The sequence below is a fragment of the Neorhizobium vignae genome, assembly GCF_000732195.1.
GTDB classification, from domain to species: Bacteria; Pseudomonadota; Alphaproteobacteria; order Rhizobiales; family Rhizobiaceae; genus Neorhizobium; species Neorhizobium vignae.
The window spans coordinates 399075-423147 of sequence record NZ_JNNU01000002.1 but is presented as its reverse complement, the minus strand read 5'-3'; the positions used below and the strand labels follow the sequence as shown (position 1 = coordinate 423147).

Below are 24073 nucleotides of genomic sequence, written 5' to 3'. Positions count from 1 at the left end.
TAAGCCGCACGACCAAAGCGGAACCGGCCACGCCGGAACTTCCGCAATCCCTGTGGCGGGGTAGCTCAGTTGGTGAGAGCGCAGGATTCATAACCCTGAGGTCGGCAGTTCAATTCTGCCTCCCGCTACCATTAAACCTCCTTGCAATAACCTGAAACTGTCTTCCACGCGGAGAGAAGCCCGAGCCGTAATCCGTTCAGGTACCGGTTCGGCCGAGTTGCGGAGCAGTGCCCAATTTCAACAGAGCCATGAACAAACGGATGCCGCCCTCGAACTCCGGCCCGCTGCCGCGCGTATGCTTGATCCCATCCATCGCCGCGACAACCAGTGCTGCCAGTTCCGTGGGTTGGGTTTGCAGGGCGGTGAGGTCGATCTCCCGGTTTTCCTCGGCTTCGCTCAGTGCCTTGAACAGTAGGTCCAGCAGCCTTGTCCGTGCCTCCAGGGCGATGTCGGGCGCCAGTTCGCTGCTGGCGGCGAAAAGCTCGTCAGCATTGTGGCTACCCGCGAATGGCGCGATCAGTCCTTCCTGGAAGGTGCGTATGGCGGTCGTCATGCGGTCGAAGATGCCGCCGGGGCGGGCGAGCGCGGCCGTGACGTCGTTCATCGTCCTGGAATGCGCGCGCTTCGACCCGGCCCGAAACAGTTCTTCCTTGCTGTTGAAGCAGAGATAGAGCGAGGCCCGCGATATCTTTGCGGCCCGGGCAATATCGGCCATGGTCGTCTTTCGAAATCCGAAACGGACGAAAACGGGCAGGGCGGCATCGAGTATCAGGTCTGTCTTGGAATCGGTTTCGTTCATCTGGACATATTGACACTCGGCGTCTTATTGGTCAAAAGACGATTAGACAATTTTGATCCATTTGTCTATTCGAGGTGGCGCCCGAGTGATGGGGGGTCTTCCTGCCCCAGGTTTGGCCGGAGCGCCCTCTGCTGCCGCCACATCCTGTTTGTCCTGAAAACCGGAGACGCCCGTGACCCGCAGCCTTGCTACCGTAGAAGACCAAATCCGCCAGACCGAACGGGCCAGGCTCAGCGCCCTGGTCAGTGGCGACGTGGCAGCGGCACAAGCCCATCACGCGGGGGATTTCCAGCTGATCACGCCGATCGGCGCGGTTCTGTCGCGGGACCAATATCTCGGCGCGATCGCATCCGGACACATCAAATATCTCAGCTGGGAACCGGAGGAAATCGCCGTCCGTCTTTACGGCCCTGCAGCCGTCATCCGCTACCGGGCCCGGTTGGCCGTTGTTTTCGGCGGGCATCATGTGCCCCCCAACGGCTATTGGCATACCGACAGCTACGAGTATCGCGAGGGCCGCTGGCTTGCCGTGTGGTCGCAGGCTACTGCCATCACTCACGGCAGTCCCGAATAACGCGCACAGCCAGCGGCAACGAGGTTGACGGGTGAAGCGCGGCTTCGTCTTGTTTGTCAGTTGAGCGGAGCAACGGTCGTCTCCGGAACGCCATACCCCGACTTTTCGAGCAGCATCCGCTTTCGCCATGCATTGGGAGCAATTCCGTAAAGACGGCGGAAGCTGTTGGTTAGATGCGCCTGGTCGGTCATGCCGCATTCCAGGGCGATCCGGCAGAGAGGTTCAGCTGTGTCGGCCATCATCCGGCAGGCCATTTCCATGCGCCTGCGGGTGACGTATTTGTGCGGCGTCTCGCCAAGGCTTGCCTTGAAGGCCCGCTGGAAATGGCCGCTGCTCAGGTTGCAGAGGCCGGCCAAAGCCTCGACGCGAATTGTCGAGCGGAGATACAAGTCCACATAGGCCTGCACATTGCGCATTTGCCACGGGGCCAGGCCGCCAACGGCGATTTGACGGAGGTTGGGCTCCGGTGCCGACTGGTCTGGATCTCGCGATACCTCTCCGGCGACAAGTCCTTCGAGGTCGATCTCCGACGCCCGATATCTTGAAACATCAGTGCGCTTTGCCGAAGGGTCGGGGGGCGGTGTCTGCGCGGACTTTGGGATCTGCATCCTAAGTCTCCTCCATCTCAATGTGCTTCTTCGATGATCGGAGTCTAACGCCGAGGCAGGCGGTGAGACTATTGCACAAGGGGACTGTTGCCCCTATCCAAAGGTATGACCGAGACCCACTGAAATTGTCTTGCCACCTTCGGAAGCCTGCGTTTCGGGTCCGCGCCCACATCAAAAAGCTTCGGAACGATGCTTCCGGAGCCGTTGCTTTTTCTTTGGGCAATGGGGAGCTGCGGTCGGCGAGGCCGAGACCTGGATGAGGGCGGCGGCCGGCCGCTGTTGCGCTTCAACCGCGCAAAAGCGGCAGCAGTTGGTCGCCCTGCCGCTTGATCTCCTGGAGATAAGGCGTGTCGGAGAGCACGAAATGGGTGATGCCGAGATCTTCGTATCTGCGCAGCGAACGGGCGACGTCTTCGGCTGAGCCGACGAGCCAGGTGGTGCCGGCGCCGCCGCCGCCGAATTTTCCGGGCGCCGTGTAAAGGTTGTCGTCGAGGACGTCGCCCCGCTCGTGCAGTTCGAGCAGCCGACGCTGGCCGACGGCGACCGGCTTTCCATGGTCGTTCCAGTTGCCGGCCTTGCCTTTGGCCATCTCGGCGACCTTGGCCTCGGCATCGGCCCAGGCCTGTTCCGTCGTGTCGCGGACGAGGGTGGTGATCCGCAGCCCGAATTGAAGCGGAGGAAGGTCACGGTCGAGTTGCCTGCTCAGTGTCTTCAACCGGTCGATCCGCTCCCGCACGCCGTCGAGCGGTTCGCCCCAGAAAAGCTGGATGTCGGCTTCCGTCGCGGCCACCCGTTCTGCGGCTTCCGAAGCGCCGCCGAAATAGAGTTTCGGGTGCTTGCGGTCGCCGCGGGGTTGGAGGCGAGGCTCGATCGTGGAACCGGTCACCTGGAAATGCTCGCCCTTGAATGTGACGTTCTCCTCGGTCCACAGCCGGCGGACCAGCCGCATGAATTCCTTGGTACGGGCATAACGATGCGCCTGATCGCCCTCGCTATCGCCATAGGCGGCGAGGTTGTCCTGACCCGAGACGATGTTGACCCGCACCCTGCCGCCGCTCAGGTGGTCGAGCGTCGCCGCGGCGGAGGCGAAGTTCGCCGGCCGCCAATAGCCGGGGCGGATCGCGATCAGCGGCTCGAACGTGGTGGTGCGGGCGGCAAGAGCGGTTGCGATGGTAAATGTATCCGGCCGGCCCCAGCCGGTACCGACGAGCGCGCCCCTCCAGCTGTGCTCCTCCAGCGCCCTGGCGTGGCTGGTCAGCGTCTCCAGGCTGTTGTGGTTCTCGGTTGAGGAATCGCCGCGATGACCGGCCTTCACGTCGTTCGGGATATACCAGAGGAACTCGGAATTGCTGCTCATGTTATCGACCTGCATCTTCAATGACTGAATAGGGAAATGATTGGAAGGCATCGCGGTCGCAGCCCATTGATGCGACCATTGGCTTACCGGCGCAGGCCGGGTCCGAGAGTTTCCGTCAGACGACGATCGGATTGAGGGCGCCGTCCATGCCGATCACGACCCCGGTGACGTAGCTTGCCTTCGAAGAACTCAGGAAGGTGACGACGTTGGCGATCTCCTCGGGCGTCGCCATGCGGCCGAGGGGGATGCGCTGGACCAGTTTTTCGAGGGCCGCCTGTTCGCTGATGCCGTGGAGGGTGGCCTCCGCCCGAAGGCCCTCGGTTACCCGCTCCGTTTCGGTATTGCCGGGATTGATACCGACGATGCGCAACCCGCTGGCGGCGTAGGCGTTTGCAAGGCCGACGGTCGCCAGCATCAGCGCCGCGTTGGCGGCCCCGCCGGGAAGGTGGATTGGCGATGCGACCTTGCCCCCACCGCCGATGACATTGACGATCACACCCGTCCGGCGGGCCGCCATCCGTTTGACCACCGGATCGATGACGTTGATGTAGGAGAAATACTTGGCGTCCATCGCGGCGCGCCAGTGGGCCGGGCTCAGGTCCTGGGGCGGCGCGCGCTGCGCAGCTCCGGCGCAGTTGACGAGAATATCCAGCGCTCCCACGTCTGCTTCGATCTTGTCAACGAGCGACAGCGCCTCGTTCTCCGATATCAGATCGGCGGTAAAGCCGATTGCGCCGGGCAGTTTTGCCAGAGCCGCATCGATATTCGCCTGGGAACGCGAGCAGATGACGACGCGTGCGCCTTCCGACAGGAGAGATTGGGCGCAGGCGAGGCCGATGCCCTTGGAGCCGCCCGTGATCAATGCCGTCTTGCCGTTCAAATCGAGTTGCATGGTGCGCTGCTTTCCTCAAAATCCAGGAAGAGGCTAGGCTCTCGAGGATATTGGAACAAGCAAAAGGCAACTGCCGCGGTCCCGGTTACGGGGAAACGGTTCCTTAGTTCGCTGCGCGGGGAGGCAACTCTTCCATGCGGCGCGCCTGGCACGTTTTGCCGGCTTTGCCGAGACACCGATGTCTGCCGGAGCCGATCCGGCTCCGCCGTTCCTACCCTCGAATGATTTCCTCATGGGCCATCGCGGCCTGCAGCAGTGCTTCATCGCCGTTGGCATTGGCCGACAGAAGGAAGCCGACCGGCATGTCGGCATCGCCGGTGCCGCAGGGGATGGAGACGCCGCACCAGTCGAGAAAATTGCCGAAGCCGGTATTGCGCAGTGTCTTGCCGTTGGTGGCAAAGAACAGCTCGTCGTCCCTTTCAAGCGGTGCGATCGGCGGGGCCACATGGGCGACCGATGGCATGGCGACGAAGCGGTCGCCGATCAGTGCTTCGGTTTCGGCGATCATCCGGGCGCGGTTTTCGACGATGGCGATATAGTCCGACAGGCTGGTCTTTTCGCCGAGGCGGGTGCGGGCGACGACCCGGTGATCCATCTCCTCGGCATCCGGTCCCGACAGCTTCTCGCGATGCAGGGCGAAGGCTTCGGCGGTCACCATCGGACCGTATTTCGCCATGAGCTTCGGAAGCTCGTCGAAGGTCGAAAAGGCGAGGCGGGTGATCCTGGCCCCGGCCTTTGCAAGGCGCTCGATCGCCGCTTCGAAGGCGGCCACCACGCCCGGCTCGGTGCCGTCAAAGACGATATTGGTGGGGATGACGATATCGAGGGGTTGTGCCGGTTGGCGGGCGGTCTGCGGTGCCGCAAGCCCGCGCATGGCCGCATCAATCCAGACCGCATCCTGCACCGTGCGGCAGAGTGGGCCGAGCGAATCGAGGCTGGTCGCCAGCGGATAGACGCCGTTCATCGCATAACGGCCGCGGGTCGCCTTGTAACCGACGATGCCGTTGAAGCCAGCCGGGATGCGGATCGAGCCGCCGGTATCGGTGCCCATCCCGACCGGCACCAGGCCTGCCGCGACCGCGACGGCCGAACCGGAGGAGGAGCCGCCGGGAATGCGCGGCGCGTCCTTGCCGTGCGGATTCTGCGGCGTGCCGTAATGCGGATTGATGCCGATGCCGGAAAAGGCGAACTCGCTCATGTTGGTGCGGCCGATCGCGACCATGCCGGCCTGTTTCAGCAGGTCGACGATGGCGGCGTCCTTCGTCGCAGGCGCGGCCTTCTTCAGCACTTTCGATCCGGCGGTGGTCGGCAGTCCCTCGATGTCGAAGAGGTCCTTCCAGCCGATCGGAATGCCGTCGAGCAGGCCGAGGGAACGGCCTTCCTTCATGCGCCTCGAGGAGGCCTGCGCTTCCGTAAGCGCGCGATCTTCGAGAAGCGAGATGAACACGGCCTTATCCGGATGCGCCTTGATGCCGGTCAGCACCGATTCCGTGACTTCGACGGGATCGACCCGGCCCATCTGGATGAGCGCGGAAAGCTCGGCGATCGACATCGCTCCAAAGGTTTTCGTCACGGTCGTCATTCTCCCCATTGCGTTACTGGCGGCCCACAGATGTATCGGATATTTTGGCGATGGGTAGAGGAATTGTCGGCTCGGCAGGTGGTATGGAACCTCCCGCATATCCGCGAAGTTCAGTGAGTCCACCGCGTCAGCGGGACATCGGGAAGGATCAACCCATGAGAAACATCATCGCCATAACCGGTCTCGTGATCGCGCTTGCCGGCTGCAGCACGGACGGAGGCGGAACCACCGGCGCAATCGACATAGGTCCGGGCATCCGGCCGATCCCCGGCAGCATCACCTATCGTGGCCAGCCGCGCACCAAGCTCACCAAGTCGCCGATCGGCAGCGTCGTGCCGCACGAGTTCCGCAACGAACTCGGCCAGCGGGTCGAGGAAAATTACATCATCCAGCCGGACCGCAGTCTCAAGCTGGTCAGCCGGCGGGTGTTTCGCGATCCGTTCGGCTTCGACGATTGATGAACTTCAGCCGGAGATGGCTGCCCAGGCGCGTTCGGTTGCGACCGGTTCGTCGGTGGTGATCTGATCCGCCTTCAGTGCCATCAGGGCGGAGAAGCTGCGGGCTTCGGCCTCGTCGAAACCGGAGTCCGGGTTCTTGAGGTTGAAGGTCCAAGCATCGACGAGCCTGCCGGCATCGTGGCAGAGGCCGATCAGGTCGAGCCCGTCCTTGGCTGCCTGCAGCACCAGCTGCCAATGCAGATAGATGGTGTCCGGCTCGGTCGGGCCGGCGATATCCGCGCGCAGATCCGTTTCGACGGCCTTGAGTCCCTGGTGGAGATAGATTTCCATGAGCTTGCCGGTCGGGTCGATGCCGCGCTTGAGACCGGGCAACCTCTGCTTGATGGCGATGACAAGATCGAGATCCGCGCCGCTGACGATGATCGAGGGGCCGGCACCGCCGAAATGATCGGCGAGATGATCCATGCCGCGCGCGCCGATCACCTCAAGTCCGTCCTTCATGTCGAACTGCAGCAGGGCGTCCGGATGCGCTGTTTGAAGCATCCTCGCGAGATCCTCGCTGACGATGGGCGGATGGCCGCCCTGCAAAAGCGTCAGACCGCGAATGGTTTCGGGCAAAGCCTCCCGGATGAGGCCGTGGCCGGTGGTTTCACCGTCGAGCTCCTCGTCGTGCAGCACGACGAAGCCGCCATCGGCGCGGACGCGCAGATCGAGTTCGGTCGATGCGCCCAGGCGAAAACCCTCTGCCATGACGCCGGCGGAAAACAGCGGGTCCTTGAAGCTGCGGCGCAGGCGATGCCACTTCAGCCGGGTAAAACGGCCCTGATGGGCGATGCCGAGGCCTGAAAATTCTGAAGCCATGAAATACCGTCTAAGGTGAAGGGCAGCGATTCGATCGACGCCACACTATTGTTTTGGAGCTGCCTGCCATAGATCGATGACAGAAGTTTCGTGCCGAACCTCAAAAAGCCGAGATTGCGCCCGGCAGGGAACGGCTTGTTATAGAGGTCTGCCGGATAAGTATCCGAAGCAAATTTTATCTCCTGTCACGAAAGGCAGATTGCCATGTCCCATGACGCGAATTGGGCGCCTCTTCCTCCCCATAGCACCGGCCCGCGCGGCCGTTGCCCGCGTTGCGGCCAGGGACATCTGTTCAACGGGTTTCTGTCGATGCGGCCGGCTTGCGAGGTCTGTGGCCTCGATTATTCTTTCGCCGACCCCGGAGACGGTCCCGCCTTCTTCGTCATGTGCTTCGGCTGCATTCCGAGCATTGCGCTTGCGGTCTGGATCGAGACCAGTTTCCAGCCGCCATTCTGGGTGCATCTGCTGATCTCGCTTCCTTTCCTGCTCCTTACCTGCCTTGCGCCGATGCGGCCCCTGAAGGGCTGGCTCGTCGCGAGCCAGTATTTCTACAAGGCAGGCCCCGGCAAGGTCGACAAGGGGGCGTCATCGTCGAATGATGCCCAGAACGGCCACTGACTGCCGACAGGACTTCGAGGCTTGCGATAAGACCAGGCAGGATGGTGAGGAACAATCTTCTCCCCAAACCATTCGACAGGTGACAATTCAAGGAGCCTGCAATGTCCGATGCCGATGAAATCGAAATGGAAACGCGCCGCCGCTCGCTCGCGATCGAAGGGGCGATGCTCATGCTGATCGACGGTCTGGCCGCCCGGGGCACCATTTCCGCAGACGAGGCGGAGGACATGTTGCGGATACTGTCGAAGAGTTCGGATTCCTCGGCGGCACGGGCCGCAAGCTCGCTGCGGATCGTCAATCAGCTGAAACGCCTGCGGCGCGGCGACGGGGCAATCAGCCCTGGGGCGTGAGCCCACTGGCGAGGTCGCGTCGCGATTTCTCCTTTCCTGATTGTGCATTTGATCGGGAACATCTTCAGACGAGGCCGGTTGGGGGCGATCAGTTCGCTACCTCGACAACAAGGAAGATTTTGATGGCCCAGTATCCCACTCCGCCGTTTCCCGAACAGCAGCAGCCGATGCCGGGCTTTACCGGGCGCATGGATCCGGTGCCTGATCACGGCGAACTCTCCTACCGGGGGGCGGGCCGGCTGGCCGGCAAGAAGGCGGTGATTACAGGCGGCGACAGCGGCATTGGCCGGGCAGTGGCGATCGCTTATGCGCGCGAGGGTGCCGACGTCCTGATTTCCTATCTCGACGAACACGAGGATGCCGAAGACACCAGGCGCTTTGTCGAGGAGGCCGGCCGCAAGGCGGTGCTGGTGCCGGGCGACATCAAGACCGCGGCGCATTGCCGGGCGATCATCGACAAGGCTGTCCAAGAGTTCGGCGGGATCGATATCCTCGTCAACAATGCCGCCCATCAGGCCACGTTTTCCGAAATCGGCGACATCAGCGACGAGGAATGGGAACTGACCTTCCAGGTCAATATCCATGCGATGTTCTACCTCACCAAGGCGGCGGTGCCCCACATGAAGCCGGGCAGTGCGATCATCAACACGGCCTCGATCAACTCCGACAGTCCGAACCCGACGCTGCTCGCCTATGCGACCACCAAGGGCGCAATTCAGAATTTCACGGCGGGCCTCGCACAGCTGCTGGCCGAAAAGGGCATCCGCGCCAATACGGTGGCGCCGGGACCGATCTGGACGCCGCTGATCCCCTCCACCATGACGGAAGACCGGGTGAAGAATTTCGGCAAGCAGGTGCCGATGAAACGCCCGGGCCAGCCGGCCGAGCTCGCGACGGCCTATGTGATGCTCGCCGATCCGCTTTCCAGCTACGTTTCCGGCGCGACCATCGCCGTCACCGGCGGCAAGCCCATCCTGTAGTCAAGCTCTCCTCCCACGCAAACAACGGCGGCGTGGCTCACGCCGCCGTTCCTGTTTGGCGGGTAGATTTTATCAGGTGCGGCGGCCGACTTCCCGGGCCAGATCCTCGAAACAGAATTTGGTGCCCTGTTCGCTCGCCTCGTTTGCCAGAAGCAGGAGCCGGATCGGAAAGGCGATTGCCTTCTGATGGGAGGTCGACACGGCAAGGGGCTTGTCGTCTGCAAGCACCGTGCGTTCGGCCGCCTGCAGTGCGCCCTGGATTTCTTCGTGGGAGAGGACGCCTTTTTCGGCGAGGAGCCGGTTGATCGCGGCAACGGCGAGATAGAGGCCTTCGAGCTGAGGATTGGCGGTGTTCATGTCTCTGTCCTTTGCGTGGAAGACGGAACCGAGGTTGCGGCATTTTCGTCGATCAGGCGGGCGCCGCGCTGCTGGGTCAGGTAACGCCAGATCCATTGTACGCTGACCAGCAGGCGTTTTTCGAAATTGACGAGCAGATAGACGTGGACGAGCGCCCAGAGAAACCAGGCGACCCGACCCTTCAGCGTCCACTTGCCGAAATCGAAGATCGCGGCATTGCGGCCGATGACGGCGGTGTTGCCGCGATTTTGGAAACGGAAAGGCTGGGGCGCCTTGCCATCGAGCAGCTTCGCCCGCAGCGCTTCGCCGAGATATTGCCCCTGCTGCTTGGCGACCTGGGCAAGGGCGGGCAGCGGCTTGCCGTCTTCGCCAAGCCCCAGCGCCGTATCGCCGACCGCGAAGATATCCGGAAAGCCGGTGATGGAGAGGTCCGGCTCGACCGGGATGCGGCCGCCCGCCTTACCCTCGATGCCGAGCCATTTGGCCGAGGGCGAGGCTTTGACGCCAGCACCCCAGATGACGCAGCTGGTGCGGAAATGCTGCGAACCGGCAACCACTTCATCCTTGGTGACGGATTCGACGGCCAGGTTGGTCATCACCTCGACCCCGGCCTTTTCGAGTGCCTTCATCGCATATTGGGTGAGATTGTCCGGGAAGGCCGCGAGGATCTTCGGGCCGGCCTCGATGAGGATCACCCGCAGATGATCGGGCTCCAGCTTGCGGAAGTCTCGGGTTATCATGAAATGGCCGAGCTCTGCGATCGCGCCGGCCATTTCGACACCGGTCGGACCGCCGCCGATGATGACGCTGGTGAGCAGCGCCTTCTTTTCTTCCGGATCGTGGGACAGCTCTGCCTTCTCGAAGGCGAGCAGCAGGCGCTGGCGGATCAGCCTTGCTTCGTGGATGGTCTTCAGCCCCGGTGCCCAGGCGCGCCAGTCGTCGTGGCCGAAATAGTTGTAATCCGAGCCGGTGGCGATGACGAGGCGGTCGTAAGGGACTGACGTGCCGTTGTCGAGCATCACGGTCTTGGCGGCCGCATCGACGCCGGTGACTTCCGCCAGCATGACGTTGATGTTCTTGAAGCGCCCCAGCGTGCGGCGGATCGGCTCCGATATGTCGGCGGGAGACAGCGCGGCGGTCGCCACCTGATAGAGAAGTGGCTGGAAGAGATTGTGGTTGCGCCGGTCGATGACGGTCACGTCTATGGCGCTGTTGCCGAGCGCTCCAGCCGTCGCCAGCCCGCCGAAACCGGCGCCGATGATGACGACGCGTGGTGGCTTGGTTTCGCCGCCCGTCATGCCGTTCTGAAAAGTCTCACCCGCCATTTTGTCCCACCCTGTTGGCGGAGCAGAACTCCGCTGGACGCTCGTTCAACCCACGCCAGGCGCGTTTGTTCCGGGCATGTTTCACCGGAACCTTTTACCCCGGTCGCCGTTCAATTTCACGACATCAATAGGAGAACGTCATGAACAGCATCGTTTGGTTGGTCGGCGCGGTCGTTATCGTCATCGCGGTTTTGAATCTCGTCGGATTCGCTTGATTTATTGAAACAACCCAATTGGAGGCACTGCTTCCACCTGTCGCGAACTGAGAAAGGAGACAGTCATGAACAGTATCGTATGGCTCGTTGGAGCCGTCGTCATCGTTCTCGCCGTTCTGTCCTTCATCGGCCTTGGCTGATCGGTGAGAAGCAAAGCTGAAGCATACCGATAAGGCGCCGTCCCCCAAGGATCGGCGCCTTATTTTTGTGGGCGTTCTTCTGACGTGCCGGCGGATCATTCCGCCAGCAGAAGCGCGAAGGGGTGGTCGGCGAACATCTCGTTTATAGTGATGCGGTCCTTGGGGTCGATCACCCCGCCGGTGCAGACGTCGCGGTAGCGGCGATGGCCCACCTGTTCGGGCAGGGCGATCTCGGTTTCCGCCCAGCGTTCGGAGCGTGAGGGGGCAAACCCCGCGTGGAGCGCGCTGAACACCAGCCGCGGGACGATGACGATGAAGGCATCGTCCATATCGGCGCGTGCGAAGGCAATGACGTTGTCGGCGCGCTTGCCCGATGCCGCGAGGGGCAGGTACTCGCCTCTGCGAAACAGTGTCGGTGCCTCTTGGCGAACGCGCAGCAGGGTGGCGATGACATGCTGTTTCAGCCGGCCGCTCTGCCATTCCTCCTCCTCGGTAGAGACAAGCTTTTCCCCCTCCGTCAGTCGCCGCCGGAGAGCGTCGAAATCCGGCTCCCGGCGGTTGTCCGGATCGACGAGGCTGAAGTCGAGGCCTTCGCTGCCCTGATAGATGTCGGGTACGCCCGGCGCCGTCAGCTTGATGATCGTCTGGGTGACGCTGTTCACCAGGCCTGCGCGGATGAAGGGGCCTAGCGTGTCCCTGAAGTCCGTCAGAAAAGCCTGGTTGTCAGGTGACAGAAGCGTGCGGGCATAGTCCATGACCGCCTTCTCGTAGGCCTCATTAGGATCGCCCCAGTTGGTGCGCTGCTTCGCCTCACGTAGCGCCTTTTCGACATAGGCGAGGAAACGCGTCTCCAGTGCCTCGAGCCCTGCCGCGTCTTCGGTGTGGAGGTCGTTCGGCCAGGCGCCGGCGAGCGCCTGGTAGAGCATCCATTCGACAGCCGGTTCCGGTGCCGGGCCGTCATCCAGCGCGCGGGCGGCTTGGCTATTGATCCTGCGCCAGCGATCCACGGCTTCGGCCCAGAGGTCAGGGGCCTCGGTGATCGCATAAAGTCGGGCGCGGGCATCCTCGCCGCGCTTGGTGTCATGGGTCGAGGTGCCCGACAGCGCATCGGGCTGCTTTTCCAGCCGCGTCTGCATTTCCGCGTGGAAACGGTCGAGCGAGAAGCGGCGGGGCAGGGGCTCGGCTCCGACCTCGTTCAGCGCCAGCGCCATGTGCTGCCGGAAGAACAGCGTGTCCTCCACCGATTTCGCCATCAGCGGGCCGGTAAGCTGCTGGAACCGGGTGCGGAAGATCGACGCCTTGCCGGCGGCCGCCTGTTCGACATCGCCGACCAGGATGCGTTCGAGAAAGGCGAGCGCCGCATCCTCCGGCGGGTTCGGGCCGTTGCGCACCTTGTCGAGAACCTTTGCCAGCATCTCCCGGCCCTCATGCGGAATGCCCTCCCGCGTGCCATAGGTGCGGTAGACCGGGAAGGCGACCAGCAGTTCGCGCAGCGCTCCCTTAACGGACGCTTCCGACAGAGCGGATTCACGGTCCTCGGTGGGCTGGATCTGCATGGCGATATTCAGCAGGGTCGAGACCTCGCCGGCGAAATTGTTGTCGGCCATCAAGAGTTTCGCGGCCCGCAGCTCGGCTTCCATGTCGACCGGCTGACCGGAGACCTTTTCGTATGCGCCGCGAAGATCGTCCAGCTTTCGGCCATCGACCAGTGCGTCACTCACGGCCGCGATGAACTCGTAGCCAGTCGTGCCGGAGATCGGCCAGTCGGCCGGGATATGCTCGCCCTCGCCGAGGATCTTTTCGACGGTGATGTAGCAGTCCGGCCCGGCCTCGTGCCGGAGGCGTTCGAGATAAGCTTTCGGGTCGGCAAGGCCATCGACATGATCGACGCGCAGGCCGTCCACCTTGCCGCTATGGACGAGTTCGAGGATCAGCCGGTGGGTATCGTCGAACACGGTGCCGTCCTCCACCCGCATGCCGGCAAGCCCGGTGATCTCGAAGAAACGGCGGTAGGAAAGTTCGCGGGGCGCATCCCGCCAGGACATCAGCCGATAGGGCTGCTGGTCGTGCAGTTTGGCAATCGCCGCGCGATCGGCGACCTTAAGCACCTCTTCCTGATGGCCGGCGTAACTCGCCGGTGCCAGCGGATAGAGCGTGTCGTAGTAGGCGAGTGCCGGCTTGCCGGTCTTCGGATCGGCCTTGACGGAAATCTCCCCGGCTTCCAGCACCTTTTCGAACGTATCGCCGAGGAAGGGCAGGGTCAGGGATCTGGTCCAGTCGATATCAAAATGGCGGGCGTATCTGCTCTTCTCGCCGTTTTCGACGACATCGCGCCACCAAAGATTTTCGAGCGATGCCGCCATGTGGTTCGGGACGATGTCGATGATCAGGCCAAGGCCCTCGGCCTTCAATGCCTTCACCATCCGCTCGAACCCGTCGCGTCCGCCGATCGCAGGCTCGATCTCGTTGGCATCGGTCACGTCGTAACCGTGGGTGGAGCCGGTCGTGGCCGTAAAGATCGGCGAGGCGTAGAGGTGGCTGATGCCGAGCCGTTTCAGATAGGGCACAAGGGCAGCGGCGCGATCGAAGGTCATGCCGTTGCGGAACTGGATGCGATAGGTGGCGGTCGGAATCATCATGCGGCGTCTCCCGCGGTTCCGGCGCGGACGAGGACCGAGTTCGCCGGCAGGTCCTTCGCCTGTTCGGGCCATGCGAAGATCACCTTGCCGGGCAGGTCCGGCAACGCCTGCGCCTTCTCGCCGATATTGATCGCCATCGAGATCGTGCCTTTTGGAAAAGTCCACGATACGGCAAGGAACCCCTTGTCCGTCCTCAGCACCTTGCCGGAGCGACCGCTCGCGGAGCCGAGCAGGGGAACAACGATCTCCTGCCGCAGCTTCAGGAGCGTCCTCGTCAATTCCAGCCAGTCCTTGCCGTCCGCCGAATCCAGCTTCTTCCAGTCGAGCCGGGAGACATCGAAGGTCTTTCTGGCGTTCGGATCGGGAACCGTCTCGCCTTCGTGGCCCGCATGGCCCTCGAATTCCTTGCGGCGGCCATCGCGCACGGCTTTCGCGAGATCGCCATGGAAATCGGTGAAGAACAGGAAGGGGTTGGTCTCACCATATTCCTCGCCCATGAAGAGGAGCGGGATATGCGGCGACAGGAGAAGCATGGCGAGCAGCGGCTTGACCCTGTCGGCGCCGGCCAGTTCGATCAGCCTTTCGCCTTGTGCCCGGTTGCCGACCTGGTCGTGGTTCTGGATGAAATCCACAAAGGCGACCGGCGGTTGATCCAGGCTCGAAACGCCGCGTTTTTCCCCGGTCTGCGGCGAGACTTCGCCCTGGTAGGCAAAACCTTCGGCGAGCACCCGCGCCACAAGCTTTTCCGGTTCCCTGGCGAAATCCTTGTAATAGGCATGCGTCTCGCCGGTCGCGAAGACATGGACGGCGTTGTGGAGGTCGTCGTTCCATTCGGCGGTGAAGAGCGGTGCCTTGCCATCCTCGTCGCGTGGATGCAGGAAAGTGACGTTGCGGGCGTCCTCGGTCGTCAGATGGACGGCGCGCTCGGGGATCTCCGCGCGGATGCGCTCGGCAATCTCGACCAGTACATGTTTTTCGGATGAATCCTCGATCTGGTCGATGGCGTCGAAACGCAGCCCGTCGAGGTGGAATTCCTCCAGCCAGTAGAGCGCGCATTCGGTGATGTAACGCCGCACCGGCTCGACGTCATAGGCGATTGCAGCGCCCCAGGGCGTCATCTTCTCCTTGTGGAAGAAGTCGGGCGCCAGCAGCGGCAGATAGTTTCCTTCCGGACCGAAATGGTTGAGCACGATGTCGAGCACCACCGTCAGCCCATGACCGTGGGCGGCATCGATAAAGGCCTTGAAATCCTCCGGCGGGCCGTAGGCGGCATGCGGCGCATAGAGGAGCACGCCGTCATAACCCCAGCCACGGTTTCCGCCGAAATGGGCGACCGGCATGACCTCGATCATGGTGATGCCCAGCTCGGCCAGATAAGGCAGTCTCTCGATCGCGGCCTTGAACGTACCCTCGTTGGTGAACGTGCCGATGTGGATCTCGTAGACGACCGCTTCCTCCCACGGCCGGCCCTGCCATTCGGGATGCTGCCAGGTGTAGCTGGTCGGATCGATTACCAGCGAGGGACCGTCGACGCCGTCCTTCTGGCCGCGCGAGGCGGGATCGGGGACGACCATTCCGTCGGCGAGCACATAGGCATATTCGGAGCCGGGGGCGATGCCTGTGGCGAGCAGCTCGAACCAGCCGTCATTGCTGCGGCTCATCTCGGTGTCGTCGCCGTTCAGCCGCAGCGTCACGGTCTCCTGGCCCGGCGCCCAGAGTCGGAACCGCACCTCGCCGGCAGCGACATATTCGGCGCCCCAAGTCTTTGGAAACGCACGAAACTCGGTGACGGTATTCAATTCCGACATGCTGGCCAGCCCCTGGTTGAGAGAGACCGGCAAACGGGCGAAGTCGCTTCGGGTTCCATTGTGGGGCGCTGGCGCAATAAAATTACGCGGGGGAGCAACAAATAACAAGTTCCAGGGAGTGGTCGGCGGACCGGTTCAGTCCTAATTTAGCACTCATGCAGGCGGTTTCGGGGAGGAGATCAGTGCATGCTGACTGAGGAAGAAGAGCTTATCCGCTCGACTGCCGCGGAGTTTTCCCGGGAGGTCCTGAAACCGGGCGCGGCCGCGCGTGACAAGTCGCACGCGATCGAGCCGGACGTGTTGAAACAGCTCGGCGAACTCGGGTTTCTCGGCATGCGGACGGCGGAGGAATGGGGCGGCGTCGGCTGTTCCTATGTCGCCTATGCCAGCGCGTTGATGGAAATCGCGGCGGGCGACGGCGCGGTCTCGACGCTGGTCAGCGTCCACAATTCTCCGGTCTGCTCCCTCCTCGACATGCACGCTTCCGACGACCAGAAGGAACGGTTCCTCAGGCCGCTCGCCGAAGGCCGCCATATCGGCGCCTTTGCGCTGACCGAGGCCGATACCGGCTCGGATGCCGCCGCCATCCGTACCCGTGCTACAAGAGACGGCGGCGACTATGTCATCAACGGTTCGAAGATGTTCATCACCTCCGGCAAGATCGCCGGCACGGTGATCATCTTCGCGGTCACTGATCCGAGCGCCGGCAAGCGCGGCATCTCCGCCTTCGTCACCGCGACGGATGTGCCCGGATTTTCGATCTCCAAGGTCGAGGACAAGCTCGGCCAGAAGGCTTCGGACACCGCGGCGCTGATGTTCGATAATATGCGCATTCCCGAAAGCCAGCGGATCGGTGCCGAGGGCGCGGGTTTGAAGATCGCGCTGTCGGGACTGGAGGCGGGCCGGATCGGCATCGCAGCCCAATGCGTCGGCATGGCGCAGGCCGCCTTCGACGTGGCGCTTACCTATGCCAAGGAGCGCAAGACTTTTGGAAAGCTGCTTCTCGACCACCAGGCTGTCGCCTTCCGGCTGGCGGATGCGAAGACGCAGATCGAGGCGGCCCGCCAACTGGTCCTGCATGCCGCAAGGCTGAAGGATCGCGGCGAGCCCTGCCTCGACGAGGCCTGCATGGCAAAACTGTTTGCCTCCGAAATGGCGGAGAAGGTCTGTTCCGCGGCGATCCAGACGCTCGGCGGCTACGGTTATATTTCCGATTTCCCGGTCGAGCGCATCTATCGCGATGTCCGCGTCTGCCAGATCTACGAGGGCACGTCCGACATCCAGAAAATCATCATCGCCCGCGGCCTGGCGAACTGAGGAGGATCGGGATGCGCATAGACGGCGGAAACTTTCTGGTGACCGGTGCGGCTTCCGGCCTTGGGCTAGCGACAGCTAAAATGCTTGTTGAAGCCGGCGGTTGCGTGGCTTTGCTCGACCTCGATGAGGCCGGCGGTCAGGCGAGAGCCGAGGAACTCGGCAAGGGCACGATCTTCGTGAAGACCGATGTCCGCAGCGGAGAAGCGGTCGAAAATGCCGTCGCCAGGGCGGAGGCCGCCAACGGGTCGATCCGCGGCGCGGTCTGCTGCGCCGGCATCGCGCCGTCGGAAAAAGTGCTTGGAAAGCAAGGCGTCCACGGGCTCGAAAGTTTTGCCCGCGCGCTGGAGATCAACACGATCGGCACGTTCAACGTGATCCGGCTGGCGGCGCAGGCGATTGCGAGGACCGAACCGAACGAGGAGGGCGAGCGCGGCGTGCTGGTCGCCACCGCTTCGGTCGCCGCCTATGACGGGCAGATCGGGCAGGCGGCCTATGCCGCCTCGAAGGCGGCGGTGGCCGGCATGACTCTGCCGATCGCCCGCGAGCTTGCCCGCGACGGCATCCGCATGATGACGATCGCGCCCGGCATATTCGAGACGCCGATGATGGCCGGATTTTCCGACGAGGTGCGCGCCTCGCTTGGGAAATCGGTGCCGTTTCCGCCGCGGCTCGGGCGGCCGGCGGAATTCGCGCGGCTGGTGCGCGACATTATCGAAAACCCGATGCTGAACGGCGAAGTGATCCGCCTCGACGGAGCGCTACGGATGGCGCCGCGTTGAACGACGGATTTTGATCGCTTCTTTGGGAGGAGAAACGAATGACGGATGGACAGAGACTGAGCCTGCATGTGCCCGAGCCGGAAGTGCGGCCGGGCGGCAAGCCGGATTTCTCCAATGTGCCGATCCCGAAGGCCGGCTCGGTGCGGCGGCCGGAGGTGGACGTCGATCCGAAGGAGATCCGCGACCTCGCCTATTCGATCATCCGCGTGCTCGACCGCGAGGGCGAGGCAGTCGGTCCCTGGGCCGGGTCGCTGACGCCCGAGGAATTGATGGAGGGCCTCAAGCACATGATGCTGCTGCGGGTCTTCGATAGCCGCATGCTGATGGCGCAGCGGCAGGGCAAGACGTCCTTCTACATGCAGCATCTCGGCGAGGAGGCTGTCTCCTGCGCCTTCCGCAAGGCGCTTCTGCCGGGCGACATGAACTTCCCGACCTACCGCCAGGCCGGCCTGCTGATCGCCGGCGGCTATCCGATGGTCGAGATGATGAACCAGATCTATTCCAACGATGCCGACCCCCTGAAGGGGCGCCAGCTGCCGATCATGTATTCGGCCAAGGACTACGGCTTCTTCACGATCTCGGGCAATCTCGCCACGCAATATGTGCAGGCCGTCGGCTGGGCCATGGCATCGGCAATCAAGAACGACACGAAGATCGCCGCTGCCTGGATCGGGGACGGATCGACGGCGGAATCGGACTTCCATTCGGCGCTGGTCTTTGCCTCCACCTATCGGGCGCCCGTTGTCCTCAACGTCGTCAACAACCAGTGGGCCATCTCGACCTTCCAGGGTGTGGCCCGCGGCGGCTCGGGCACTTTTGCCGCCCGCGGCCTCGGTTACGGCCTGCCGTCGCTGCGCGTCGACGGCAACGACTATCTGGCCGTGCATGCGGTCGCCAAATGGGCGGCCGAGCGGGCGCGGCGCAATATCGGCCCGACGCTGGTCGAATACGTCACCTACCGCGTCGGGGCGCATTCCACCTCGGACGATCCGTCGGCCTATCGTCCGAAGGAAGAGTCCGAAGCCTGGCCGCTCGGCGATCCGGTCATCCGGCTGAAGAACCACCTGATCCGCATCGGCACCTGGAGCGAGGAGCGCCACAAGCAGATGGAGGCCGAAATCCGCGACACGGTCGTCGCCGCCCAGAAGGAGGCGGAGCGCCACGGCACGCTCCATTCCGGCGGAAGGCCGTCGATGCGGGACATGTTCGAAGGCGTTTATGCGGAGATGCCGCCGCATCTGAAGCGGCAGCGGCAGCAGGCGGGGGTGTGAGGATGATTGGCATTTTCGATCATTTCCTTTCCCGGGCGTGGCTCCCCCTCATCCGCCTGCCGGCGCCTTCTCCCCGCTGGGGAGAGGAGGATATGCCGCAAGGTCTCCGACCCTCCTCTCCCCGGCGGGGAGAGGGTGGCCGAGCGAAGCAGAGGCCGGGTGAGGGGGCGGCTTGCTCCAGCATTGCTCTATCGGAGGTCCCTCCATGCCGCGCATGACGATGATCGAGGCGATCCGCAGCGCCATGGACGTCTCCATGGAGCGTGACGACGATGTGGTCGTGTTCGGGGAGGATGTCGGTTATTTCGGCGGCGTCTTCCGCGGCACCCAGGGGCTGCAGCAGAAATACGGCAAGACGCGCTGTTTCGATGCGCCGATCAACGAATCCGGCATTGTCGGCGCCGCGATCGGCATGGCGGCCTACGGGCTGAAACCCTGCGTCGAGATCCAGTTTGCCGATTACATGTATCCGGCCTATGACCAGCTCACCCAGGAAGCGGCGCGGCTGCGCTATCGCTCCAACGGCGATTTCACCTGCGGCATCACCGTGCGCATGCCGACCGGCGGCGGCATCTTTGGTGGGCAGACGCACAGCCAGAGCCCGGAGGCACTGTTCACCCATGTCTGCGGCCTGCAGGTCGTGGTGCCCTCCAATCCCTATGACGCCAAGGGGCTGCTGATCGCCTCGATCGAGAACCCGGACCCGGTGATCTTCCTCGAACCGAAGCGGCTCTATAACGGTCCGTTCGACGGTCATCACGACCGGCCGGTAACGTCGTGGGCCGGCCATCCGCTCGGCGAGGTGCCGGCCGAACATTACGTGGTGCCGCTCGGCAAGGCGGTGGTGCGGCGGCCGGGTTCGGCGGTGACCGTGCTCGCCTATGGCACCATGGTGCATGTGGCCGAGGCGACCGCCGAGGAGACCGGCATCGATGCGGAAGTAATCGACCTGCGCACCCTGATGCCGCTCGACCTCGATACTATCGTCACCTCGGTGAAGAAGACCGGGCGCTGCCTGGTGGTGCACGAGGCGACGCTCACTTCCGGTTTCGGGGCTGAACTGGCGGCGCTGGTGCAGGAGCACTGCTTCTACCATCTCGAAGCGCCGGTTATCCGGGTTGCCGGCTGGGACACGCCTTATCCGCATGCACAGGAATGGGATTATTTTCCGGGGCCGGCCCGTGTCGGCCGGGCGCTGCGCGACATGATGGAGGCCTGAGACATGGCGGAGAAACTCATCAAGCTGCCGGATGTCGGCGAAGGCGTCGCGGAAGCGGAACTGGTGGAATGGCACGTCAATGTCGGCGATCTGGTGCGCGAGGACATGGTGCTCGCCGCTGTGATGACCGGCAAGGCGACCGTCGAAATCCCGTCGCCTGTGGACGGCGAGGTGACCTTTCGGCACGGCGAGATCGGCGATATCATCGCCACCGGCACCGTCATCCTCAAGATCAGGATCGCGGGCGAGGGCGAAGAAGACGAGCCGGAGGTCGAGGGCGGCGATAGCGGGGAGGAGTCACGGGTCAAGCCGGCTATTCCGCCCGTTGCGGCTCTCGAACAGACATCCGAGAAAAAGGTTGAGCCTCTTAAACCAAAAGCTGAGATCGCTGCGCCGTCCCCAGTGGTTAAAACTCTGCCTCATGCCACCGGCGCACCCCGCGCGGAAGGTGAAAAACCGCTGGCGCCGCCGGCCGTCCGTCTTCGGGCGAAGGAAGCGGGGATCGACCTTCGGCAGGTCCCTGGCACGGGTCCGGCAGGCCGCATCACCCATGAGGATCTGGATGCGTTCCTGAACAGCCAGGGCGGCGGTGCGACTGTTACCGCCGGGCTGCAGCCGAACAAGGCGGTGCAGGAGGTCAAGGTCGTCGGCCTGCGCCGCCGCATCGCCGAGAAGATGGCGCTGTCGAAATCCCGCATCCCCCACATCACCTATGTGGAGGAGATCGACATGACCGCGCTCGAAGAGCTGCGGACCCGGATGAACGGCACCCAGAAACCCGGCCGGCCAAAACTCACCATCCTGCCCTTCCTGATGCGGGCGATGGTGAAAGCGATCGCCGAGCAGCCGGGCATCAACGCGCTCTATGACGACGAGGCCGGCATCATCCGCCAATATGGCGGCGTGCATGTCGGCATCGCGGCGCAGACGCCTTCCGGGCTCGTCGTGCCCGTGGTCAAGCACGCCGAGGCGCGCGACATCTTCGACTGCGCCCGGGAAGTGGCGCGCCTCAGCGATGCCGCCAAGAACGGCACTGCACTGCGCGAGGAGCTGTCGGGCTCGACGATCACCATCAGCTCGCTCGGCGCGATGGGCGGGATCGTCTCGACGCCGGTCATCAACCATCCGGAAGTGGCGATCATCGGCGTCAACAAGCTCGCCGTCCGGCCGCATTGGGACGGGACGCAGTTCGTGCCGCGCAAGATGATGAACCTGTCCTCCAGCTTCGATCACCGGGTGATCGATGGCTGGGATGCCGCGACATTCGTGCAGCGCCTGAAGGCGCTGATGGAAACGCCGGCGCTTATCTTCGTCGAGGAGTGAGGTGAGAGAAGAACAATGAAAGAGATCACCTGCAAGCTCCTCGTCATCGGGGCCGGTCCGGGGGGTTATGTCTGCGCCATCCGGGCCGGCCAGCTGGGGGTCGACACGGTCATCGTCGAAATGGCGAAACCGGGCGGCACCTGCCTCAATATCGGCTGCATTCCCTCCAAGGCGATCATCCATGCGGCCGACGATTTTGCGAAGACCGTCGCGATGGCGGCCGGCAAAAATGCCATGGGCATCAAGGCCGACAATCCGGCCATCGACCTTGCCAAAACCATGGCCTGGAAGGACGGCATTACCGTCCGGCTGACGCTTGGTGTCGCTGGTCTCCTGAAGAAGGCCGGCGTCAAGATCGTCGTCGGCCGGGCGAAATTCCGGGACGGCAAGACGGTCGCGGTGGAGACGGAAACCGGCGAACAGGTCATCCGCGCTGAAAATGTCGTCATCGCCACGGGGTCGGCGCCGGTCGAGCTGCCGATGCTGCCGTTCGGGGAGAAGGTCGTCTCCTCCACCGGTGCACTGTCCCTGACCGAGGTGCCTGCGAGGCTGGCGGTGGTCGGCGCCGGTTATATCGGCCTTGAACTTGGGCTCGCTTTTGCCAAGCTCGGATCGAAGGTGACGATCGTCGAGGCGCTCGATCGCATTCTGCCGCTTTACGATACGCAGCTTACCCAGCCCGTCGCCAGGAGGCTTGCGGCTTTAGGCGTCGAGGTTCTGCTCGGCACCAAGGTGAAGGGCCTGTCCTCGAATGGCGAGGCTCTGCTGGCGGAGACCGGTTCCGGCGAGGAAAAGCGCATCGCCGCCGACAAGATCCTCGTGACGGTCGGGCGCAAGCCGGTCACCGAAGGCTGGGGCCGGGAGGAACTGGAACTCGACATGGACGGCCGGTTCCTTCGGATCGACGAGCAGTGCCGCACCTCGATGCGCGGCATCTACGCGGTCGGCGACGTGACCGGCGAGCCGATGCTGGCGCATCGGGCAATGGCTCAGGGCGAGATGGTGGCGGAGATCGTCTCCGGCAAGCGCCGCTCCTGGGACAAGCGCGCCATTCCCGCCGTCTGCTTCACCGACCCGGAAATCGTCTCGGTGGGCATGTCCCCGGACGAGGCGAGGGCGGCGGGCCGCGAGATCAAGATCGGGCAGTTCCCGTTTTCCGCCAATGGACGGGCGATGACGCTGTCGGCCGAAGAGGGCTTCGTGCGGGTCGTTGCGCGTGCCGACAATCACCTGGTACTCGGCATTCAAGGTGTCGGGGCGGGGATTTCCGAACTCTCGGCGGCGTTCTCGCTGGCGATCGAGATGGGGGCGCGGCTGGAGGATATTGCGGGGACGATCCATGCGCATCCGACGCAGTCCGAGGCATTTGCAGAGTCGGCGCTGAAGGCGCTGGGGCATGCGCTGCATATCTGAGCGGATCGGCATCAGGTCGCCGTGGACACCCCGATCACCGCAGCGTATTCGTGTGTTGAACGGGAGGCGATGATGAAGAAGCTGCTTGCGATATGTTTCTCCTGCCTGCTCGTGCCGGCAGCGGTGCTTGCGGAAACACGTTGCGGCTGGCTGATCAATCCGAGCCCTCGCAACTGGACGCTGAATGACGCCCAGAACGAATGGCTGATCATGCTCCAGGGCGGCTACGAAGCGAAAGGCATGGACAAGATCAAGGATATGGCCGAGGGCGAGCATGTGACCATCAACTACAGTCACGGCTACGCCTGCTTCTGCATGAACGTTTCGAGCGACAAGGACGGAAGCATCAAGCAGATTTTCTCCACCCGTCAGCTACCCTTGTCAAAATGCCGGCGCGATCCTGCGCTCCTGGAGCCTAGATGAACGAGTAGGCCCGTCGCGCCGTCCAACCCGCAGGGGTTGGTCGCTAAACGTCCTAAAGTTCCAGTAGCGCATAGGGTTTCCCGCTCGGCTTCTCGATATGCGAAGCGACGTTGTAGACCGGCGCACCACCCGGCGTCCTGCCCTCGTAAGTGCCGCGATGGGCATGGCCGTGCACCACGGCCTTTACCGGGAACCGGTCGATGGTTTCCGCCAGCCGCGATGAGCCGAGGAAGGGATAGATCTCCTCCGGCTCGCCGACCACGGTCTCGCGGATCGGCGCGTAATGCAGAATGACCATGGCCCGCTCCGAACGGACCTGACGCAGCGCGTTTTCGAGGCGCATGGTTTCCTCGACGCTTTCGGTGACCATCGCCTTGATCGCCGGTTCGCCGAAGGAGCCGAGCATGTGGCGGCCGAAGCCGCCTGCAAAGCCCTTGGCGCCAGCGAACCCGACGCCGTTGATCTCGACCGCCTGGCCTTCCAGCAGGTGGATGCCGGCCTCTTTCAGGATATGGGTAATTTCCTCGACGCAGCCGCATTCGTAGTCGTGATTGCCGAGCACTCCGACGATCGGGATCGAGCAGGAGCGCAGATCGGCGGCCAGTATCTCCGCCTCCTTCGGTTTGCCCAGATCGGTCAGATCGCCGGTCAGGACCAGGATATCGGCGGTTTGCGAAATCTCGCTGAACAGTTCCCTGTAGGAGGCCGAACCGTGCTCCTTGATGTGCAGGTCGCCCATTGCGGCGATCCGCTGCTTGCCGTTCG

At 63.3% G+C, this 24073-nt stretch carries 23 protein-coding genes and 1 tRNA gene; 13 read left to right on the top strand and 11 right to left on the bottom strand.

Annotation, left to right across the window (positions count from 1 at the left end):
- Positions 1 to 54: 54 nt before the first annotated feature.
- A tRNA-Met gene (locus GQ59_RS02280) sits at positions 55 to 131 on the top strand.
- A gap of 65 nt (positions 132 to 196) precedes the next feature.
- On the opposite strand, the gene GQ59_RS02275 is transcribed toward GQ59_RS02280, so the two are convergent.
- The gene (locus GQ59_RS02275; RefSeq protein WP_037076948.1) at positions 197 to 799 is read right to left on the bottom strand and encodes a TetR/AcrR family transcriptional regulator; all 603 of its coding nucleotides are present in this window, start codon (positions 797 to 799) and stop codon (positions 197 to 199) included.
- A 172-nt stretch (positions 800 to 971) separates the two neighbouring features.
- Here GQ59_RS02275 and GQ59_RS02270 point away from each other — a divergent pair, with 172 nt between their 5' ends.
- Positions 972 to 1373, top strand: a complete 402-nt coding sequence (locus GQ59_RS02270; protein ID WP_037076944.1) for a nuclear transport factor 2 family protein — start codon at positions 972 to 974, stop codon at positions 1371 to 1373.
- A gap of 56 nt (positions 1374 to 1429) precedes the next feature.
- Here the strand turns inward: GQ59_RS02270 and GQ59_RS32500 are convergent, their stop codons facing one another.
- From GQ59_RS32500 to GQ59_RS02250, 4 genes are all read right to left on the bottom strand, one after another.
- Positions 1430 to 1768, bottom strand: coding sequence for a helix-turn-helix domain-containing protein (locus GQ59_RS32500; protein WP_162183276.1), 339 nt, complete (start codon positions 1766 to 1768; stop codon positions 1430 to 1432).
- A gap of 499 nt (positions 1769 to 2267) precedes the next feature.
- Complete coding sequence (locus GQ59_RS02260) at positions 2268 to 3338, bottom strand: LLM class flavin-dependent oxidoreductase (RefSeq protein WP_037078099.1); 1071 nt, start codon at positions 3336 to 3338, stop codon at positions 2268 to 2270.
- Positions 3339 to 3453: 115 nt separating this feature from the next.
- On the bottom strand, positions 3454 to 4230 hold the full coding sequence (locus tag GQ59_RS02255) for an SDR family NAD(P)-dependent oxidoreductase (RefSeq protein WP_037076941.1): 777 nt from the start codon (positions 4228 to 4230) through the stop codon (positions 3454 to 3456).
- A gap of 211 nt (positions 4231 to 4441) precedes the next feature.
- Complete coding sequence (locus tag GQ59_RS02250) at positions 4442 to 5803, bottom strand: amidase (RefSeq protein WP_037078098.1); 1362 nt, start codon at positions 5801 to 5803, stop codon at positions 4442 to 4444.
- 164 nt (positions 5804 to 5967) lie between these two features.
- Here GQ59_RS02250 and GQ59_RS02245 point away from each other — a divergent pair, with 164 nt between their 5' ends.
- Positions 5968 to 6270 (top strand): hypothetical protein, encoded by a 303-nt coding sequence (locus GQ59_RS02245; protein WP_037076940.1) that lies wholly within the window; start codon positions 5968 to 5970, stop codon positions 6268 to 6270.
- A gap of 6 nt (positions 6271 to 6276) precedes the next feature.
- On the opposite strand, the gene GQ59_RS02240 is transcribed toward GQ59_RS02245, so the two are convergent.
- A complete protein-coding gene (locus GQ59_RS02240; RefSeq protein WP_037076937.1) occupies positions 6277 to 7131 on the bottom strand; it encodes a glycerophosphodiester phosphodiesterase in 855 nt (284 codons plus the stop codon).
- 204 nt (positions 7132 to 7335) lie between these two features.
- Here GQ59_RS02240 and GQ59_RS02235 point away from each other — a divergent pair, with 204 nt between their 5' ends.
- The 3 genes from GQ59_RS02235 to GQ59_RS02225 all read left to right on the top strand — a co-directional run bounded on the left by GQ59_RS02235 (position 7336) and on the right by GQ59_RS02225 (position 9079).
- A complete protein-coding gene (locus GQ59_RS02235; protein WP_037076934.1) occupies positions 7336 to 7749 on the top strand; it encodes a DUF983 domain-containing protein in 414 nt (137 codons plus the stop codon).
- Between the two features lie 101 nt (positions 7750 to 7850).
- The gene (locus tag GQ59_RS02230; protein WP_037076932.1) at positions 7851 to 8099 is read left to right on the top strand and encodes a hypothetical protein; all 249 of its coding nucleotides are present in this window, start codon (positions 7851 to 7853) and stop codon (positions 8097 to 8099) included.
- Positions 8100 to 8221: 122 nt separating this feature from the next.
- Positions 8222 to 9079 (top strand): SDR family oxidoreductase, encoded by an 858-nt coding sequence (locus GQ59_RS02225; protein WP_037076930.1) that lies wholly within the window; start codon positions 8222 to 8224, stop codon positions 9077 to 9079.
- A 72-nt stretch (positions 9080 to 9151) separates the two neighbouring features.
- On the opposite strand, the gene GQ59_RS02220 is transcribed toward GQ59_RS02225, so the two are convergent.
- From GQ59_RS02220 to treZ, 4 genes are all read right to left on the bottom strand, one after another.
- Complete coding sequence (locus GQ59_RS02220) at positions 9152 to 9436, bottom strand: hypothetical protein (RefSeq protein ID WP_037076928.1); 285 nt, start codon at positions 9434 to 9436, stop codon at positions 9152 to 9154.
- Positions 9433 to 10761, bottom strand: coding sequence for an NAD(P)/FAD-dependent oxidoreductase (locus GQ59_RS02215; RefSeq protein WP_084682945.1), 1329 nt, complete (start codon positions 10759 to 10761; stop codon positions 9433 to 9435). Before GQ59_RS02215 ends, GQ59_RS02220 begins: the two co-directional genes overlap by 4 nt.
- 450 nt (positions 10762 to 11211) lie before the next feature.
- Positions 11212 to 13755 (bottom strand): malto-oligosyltrehalose synthase, encoded by a 2544-nt coding sequence (gene treY / locus GQ59_RS02210; protein WP_084682943.1) that lies wholly within the window; start codon positions 13753 to 13755, stop codon positions 11212 to 11214.
- The gene (gene treZ, locus GQ59_RS02205) at positions 13752 to 15563 is read right to left on the bottom strand and encodes a malto-oligosyltrehalose trehalohydrolase (RefSeq protein ID WP_037078093.1); all 1812 of its coding nucleotides are present in this window, start codon (positions 15561 to 15563) and stop codon (positions 13752 to 13754) included. Before treZ ends, treY begins: the two co-directional genes overlap by 4 nt.
- A gap of 186 nt (positions 15564 to 15749) precedes the next feature.
- Here treZ and GQ59_RS02200 point away from each other — a divergent pair, with 186 nt between their 5' ends.
- The 7 genes from GQ59_RS02200 (at position 15750) to GQ59_RS02170 (ending at position 23308) form a co-directional block, all read left to right on the top strand.
- Positions 15750 to 16880 carry an acyl-CoA dehydrogenase family protein gene (locus tag GQ59_RS02200; protein WP_037076927.1) on the top strand — a complete coding sequence of 377 codons (1131 nt, stop codon included), beginning with the start codon at positions 15750 to 15752 and terminating at the stop codon, positions 16878 to 16880.
- 11 nt (positions 16881 to 16891) lie between these two features.
- Complete coding sequence (locus tag GQ59_RS02195) at positions 16892 to 17659, top strand: SDR family NAD(P)-dependent oxidoreductase (RefSeq protein WP_037076924.1); 768 nt, start codon at positions 16892 to 16894, stop codon at positions 17657 to 17659.
- Positions 17660 to 17697: 38 nt separating this feature from the next.
- The gene (locus GQ59_RS02190) at positions 17698 to 18930 is read left to right on the top strand and encodes a 3-methyl-2-oxobutanoate dehydrogenase (2-methylpropanoyl-transferring) subunit alpha (protein ID WP_037076923.1); all 1233 of its coding nucleotides are present in this window, start codon (positions 17698 to 17700) and stop codon (positions 18928 to 18930) included.
- Between the two features lie 205 nt (positions 18931 to 19135).
- Positions 19136 to 20149: an alpha-ketoacid dehydrogenase subunit beta gene (locus tag GQ59_RS02185; RefSeq protein ID WP_007756126.1), complete on the top strand. Its 1014-nt coding sequence runs from the start codon at positions 19136 to 19138 to the stop codon at positions 20147 to 20149.
- 3 nt (positions 20150 to 20152) lie between these two features.
- Complete coding sequence (locus tag GQ59_RS02180; RefSeq protein ID WP_037076920.1) at positions 20153 to 21472, top strand: dihydrolipoamide acetyltransferase family protein; 1320 nt, start codon at positions 20153 to 20155, stop codon at positions 21470 to 21472.
- Positions 21473 to 21487: 15 nt separating this feature from the next.
- Positions 21488 to 22885 (top strand): dihydrolipoyl dehydrogenase, encoded by a 1398-nt coding sequence (gene lpdA, locus GQ59_RS02175; RefSeq protein WP_037076918.1) that lies wholly within the window; start codon positions 21488 to 21490, stop codon positions 22883 to 22885.
- 72 nt (positions 22886 to 22957) lie between these two features.
- On the top strand, positions 22958 to 23308 hold the full coding sequence (locus GQ59_RS02170) for a DUF4087 domain-containing protein (RefSeq protein ID WP_037076917.1): 351 nt from the start codon (positions 22958 to 22960) through the stop codon (positions 23306 to 23308).
- Between the two features lie 52 nt (positions 23309 to 23360).
- On the opposite strand, the gene GQ59_RS02165 is transcribed toward GQ59_RS02170, so the two are convergent.
- Entirely contained in the window at positions 23361 to 24047 is a 687-nt protein-coding gene (locus GQ59_RS02165) for a metallophosphoesterase family protein (protein ID WP_051903782.1), read from the bottom strand.
- Between the last annotated feature and the right edge of the window lie 26 nt (positions 24048 to 24073).

What these genes read in the sequence shown, in the direction of transcription:
- GQ59_RS02255 (WP_037076941.1), bottom strand. Translation starts at nt 4,230, where the DNA reads ATGCAACTCGATTTGAACGGCAAGACGGCATTGATCACGGGCGGCTCC.
- treY (WP_084682943.1), bottom strand. Translation starts at nt 13,755, where the DNA reads ATGATGATTCCGACCGCCACCTATCGCATCCAGTTCCGCAACGGCATG.
- GQ59_RS02235 (WP_037076934.1), top strand. Translation starts at nt 7,336, where the DNA reads ATGTCCCATGACGCGAATTGGGCGCCTCTTCCTCCCCATAGCACCGGC.
- GQ59_RS02240 (WP_037076937.1), bottom strand. Translation starts at nt 7,131, where the DNA reads ATGGCTTCAGAATTTTCAGGCCTCGGCATCGCCCATCAGGGCCGTTTT.
- treZ (WP_037078093.1), bottom strand. Translation starts at nt 15,563, where the DNA reads ATGTCGGAATTGAATACCGTCACCGAGTTTCGTGCGTTTCCAAAGACT.
- GQ59_RS02245 (WP_037076940.1), top strand. Translation starts at nt 5,968, where the DNA reads ATGAGAAACATCATCGCCATAACCGGTCTCGTGATCGCGCTTGCCGGC.
- GQ59_RS02165 (WP_051903782.1), bottom strand. Translation starts at nt 24,047, where the DNA reads ATGGGCGACCTGCACATCAAGGAGCACGGTTCGGCCTCCTACAGGGAA.
- GQ59_RS02215 (WP_084682945.1), bottom strand. Translation starts at nt 10,761, where the DNA reads ATGGCGGGTGAGACTTTTCAGAACGGCATGACGGGCGGCGAAACCAAG.
- GQ59_RS02225 (WP_037076930.1), top strand. Translation starts at nt 8,222, where the DNA reads ATGGCCCAGTATCCCACTCCGCCGTTTCCCGAACAGCAGCAGCCGATG.
- GQ59_RS02260 (WP_037078099.1), bottom strand. Translation starts at nt 3,338, where the DNA reads ATGAGCAGCAATTCCGAGTTCCTCTGGTATATCCCGAACGACGTGAAG.
- GQ59_RS02190 (WP_037076923.1), top strand. Translation starts at nt 17,698, where the DNA reads ATGACGGATGGACAGAGACTGAGCCTGCATGTGCCCGAGCCGGAAGTG.
- GQ59_RS02200 (WP_037076927.1), top strand. Translation starts at nt 15,750, where the DNA reads ATGCTGACTGAGGAAGAAGAGCTTATCCGCTCGACTGCCGCGGAGTTT.
- GQ59_RS02275 (WP_037076948.1), bottom strand. Translation starts at nt 799, where the DNA reads ATGAACGAAACCGATTCCAAGACAGACCTGATACTCGATGCCGCCCTG.
- GQ59_RS02185 (WP_007756126.1), top strand. Translation starts at nt 19,136, where the DNA reads ATGCCGCGCATGACGATGATCGAGGCGATCCGCAGCGCCATGGACGTC.
- lpdA (WP_037076918.1), top strand. Translation starts at nt 21,488, where the DNA reads ATGAAAGAGATCACCTGCAAGCTCCTCGTCATCGGGGCCGGTCCGGGG.
- GQ59_RS02230 (WP_037076932.1), top strand. Translation starts at nt 7,851, where the DNA reads ATGTCCGATGCCGATGAAATCGAAATGGAAACGCGCCGCCGCTCGCTC.
- GQ59_RS02220 (WP_037076928.1), bottom strand. Translation starts at nt 9,436, where the DNA reads ATGAACACCGCCAATCCTCAGCTCGAAGGCCTCTATCTCGCCGTTGCC.
- GQ59_RS02170 (WP_037076917.1), top strand. Translation starts at nt 22,958, where the DNA reads ATGAAGAAGCTGCTTGCGATATGTTTCTCCTGCCTGCTCGTGCCGGCA.
- GQ59_RS02195 (WP_037076924.1), top strand. Translation starts at nt 16,892, where the DNA reads ATGCGCATAGACGGCGGAAACTTTCTGGTGACCGGTGCGGCTTCCGGC.
- GQ59_RS02180 (WP_037076920.1), top strand. Translation starts at nt 20,153, where the DNA reads ATGGCGGAGAAACTCATCAAGCTGCCGGATGTCGGCGAAGGCGTCGCG.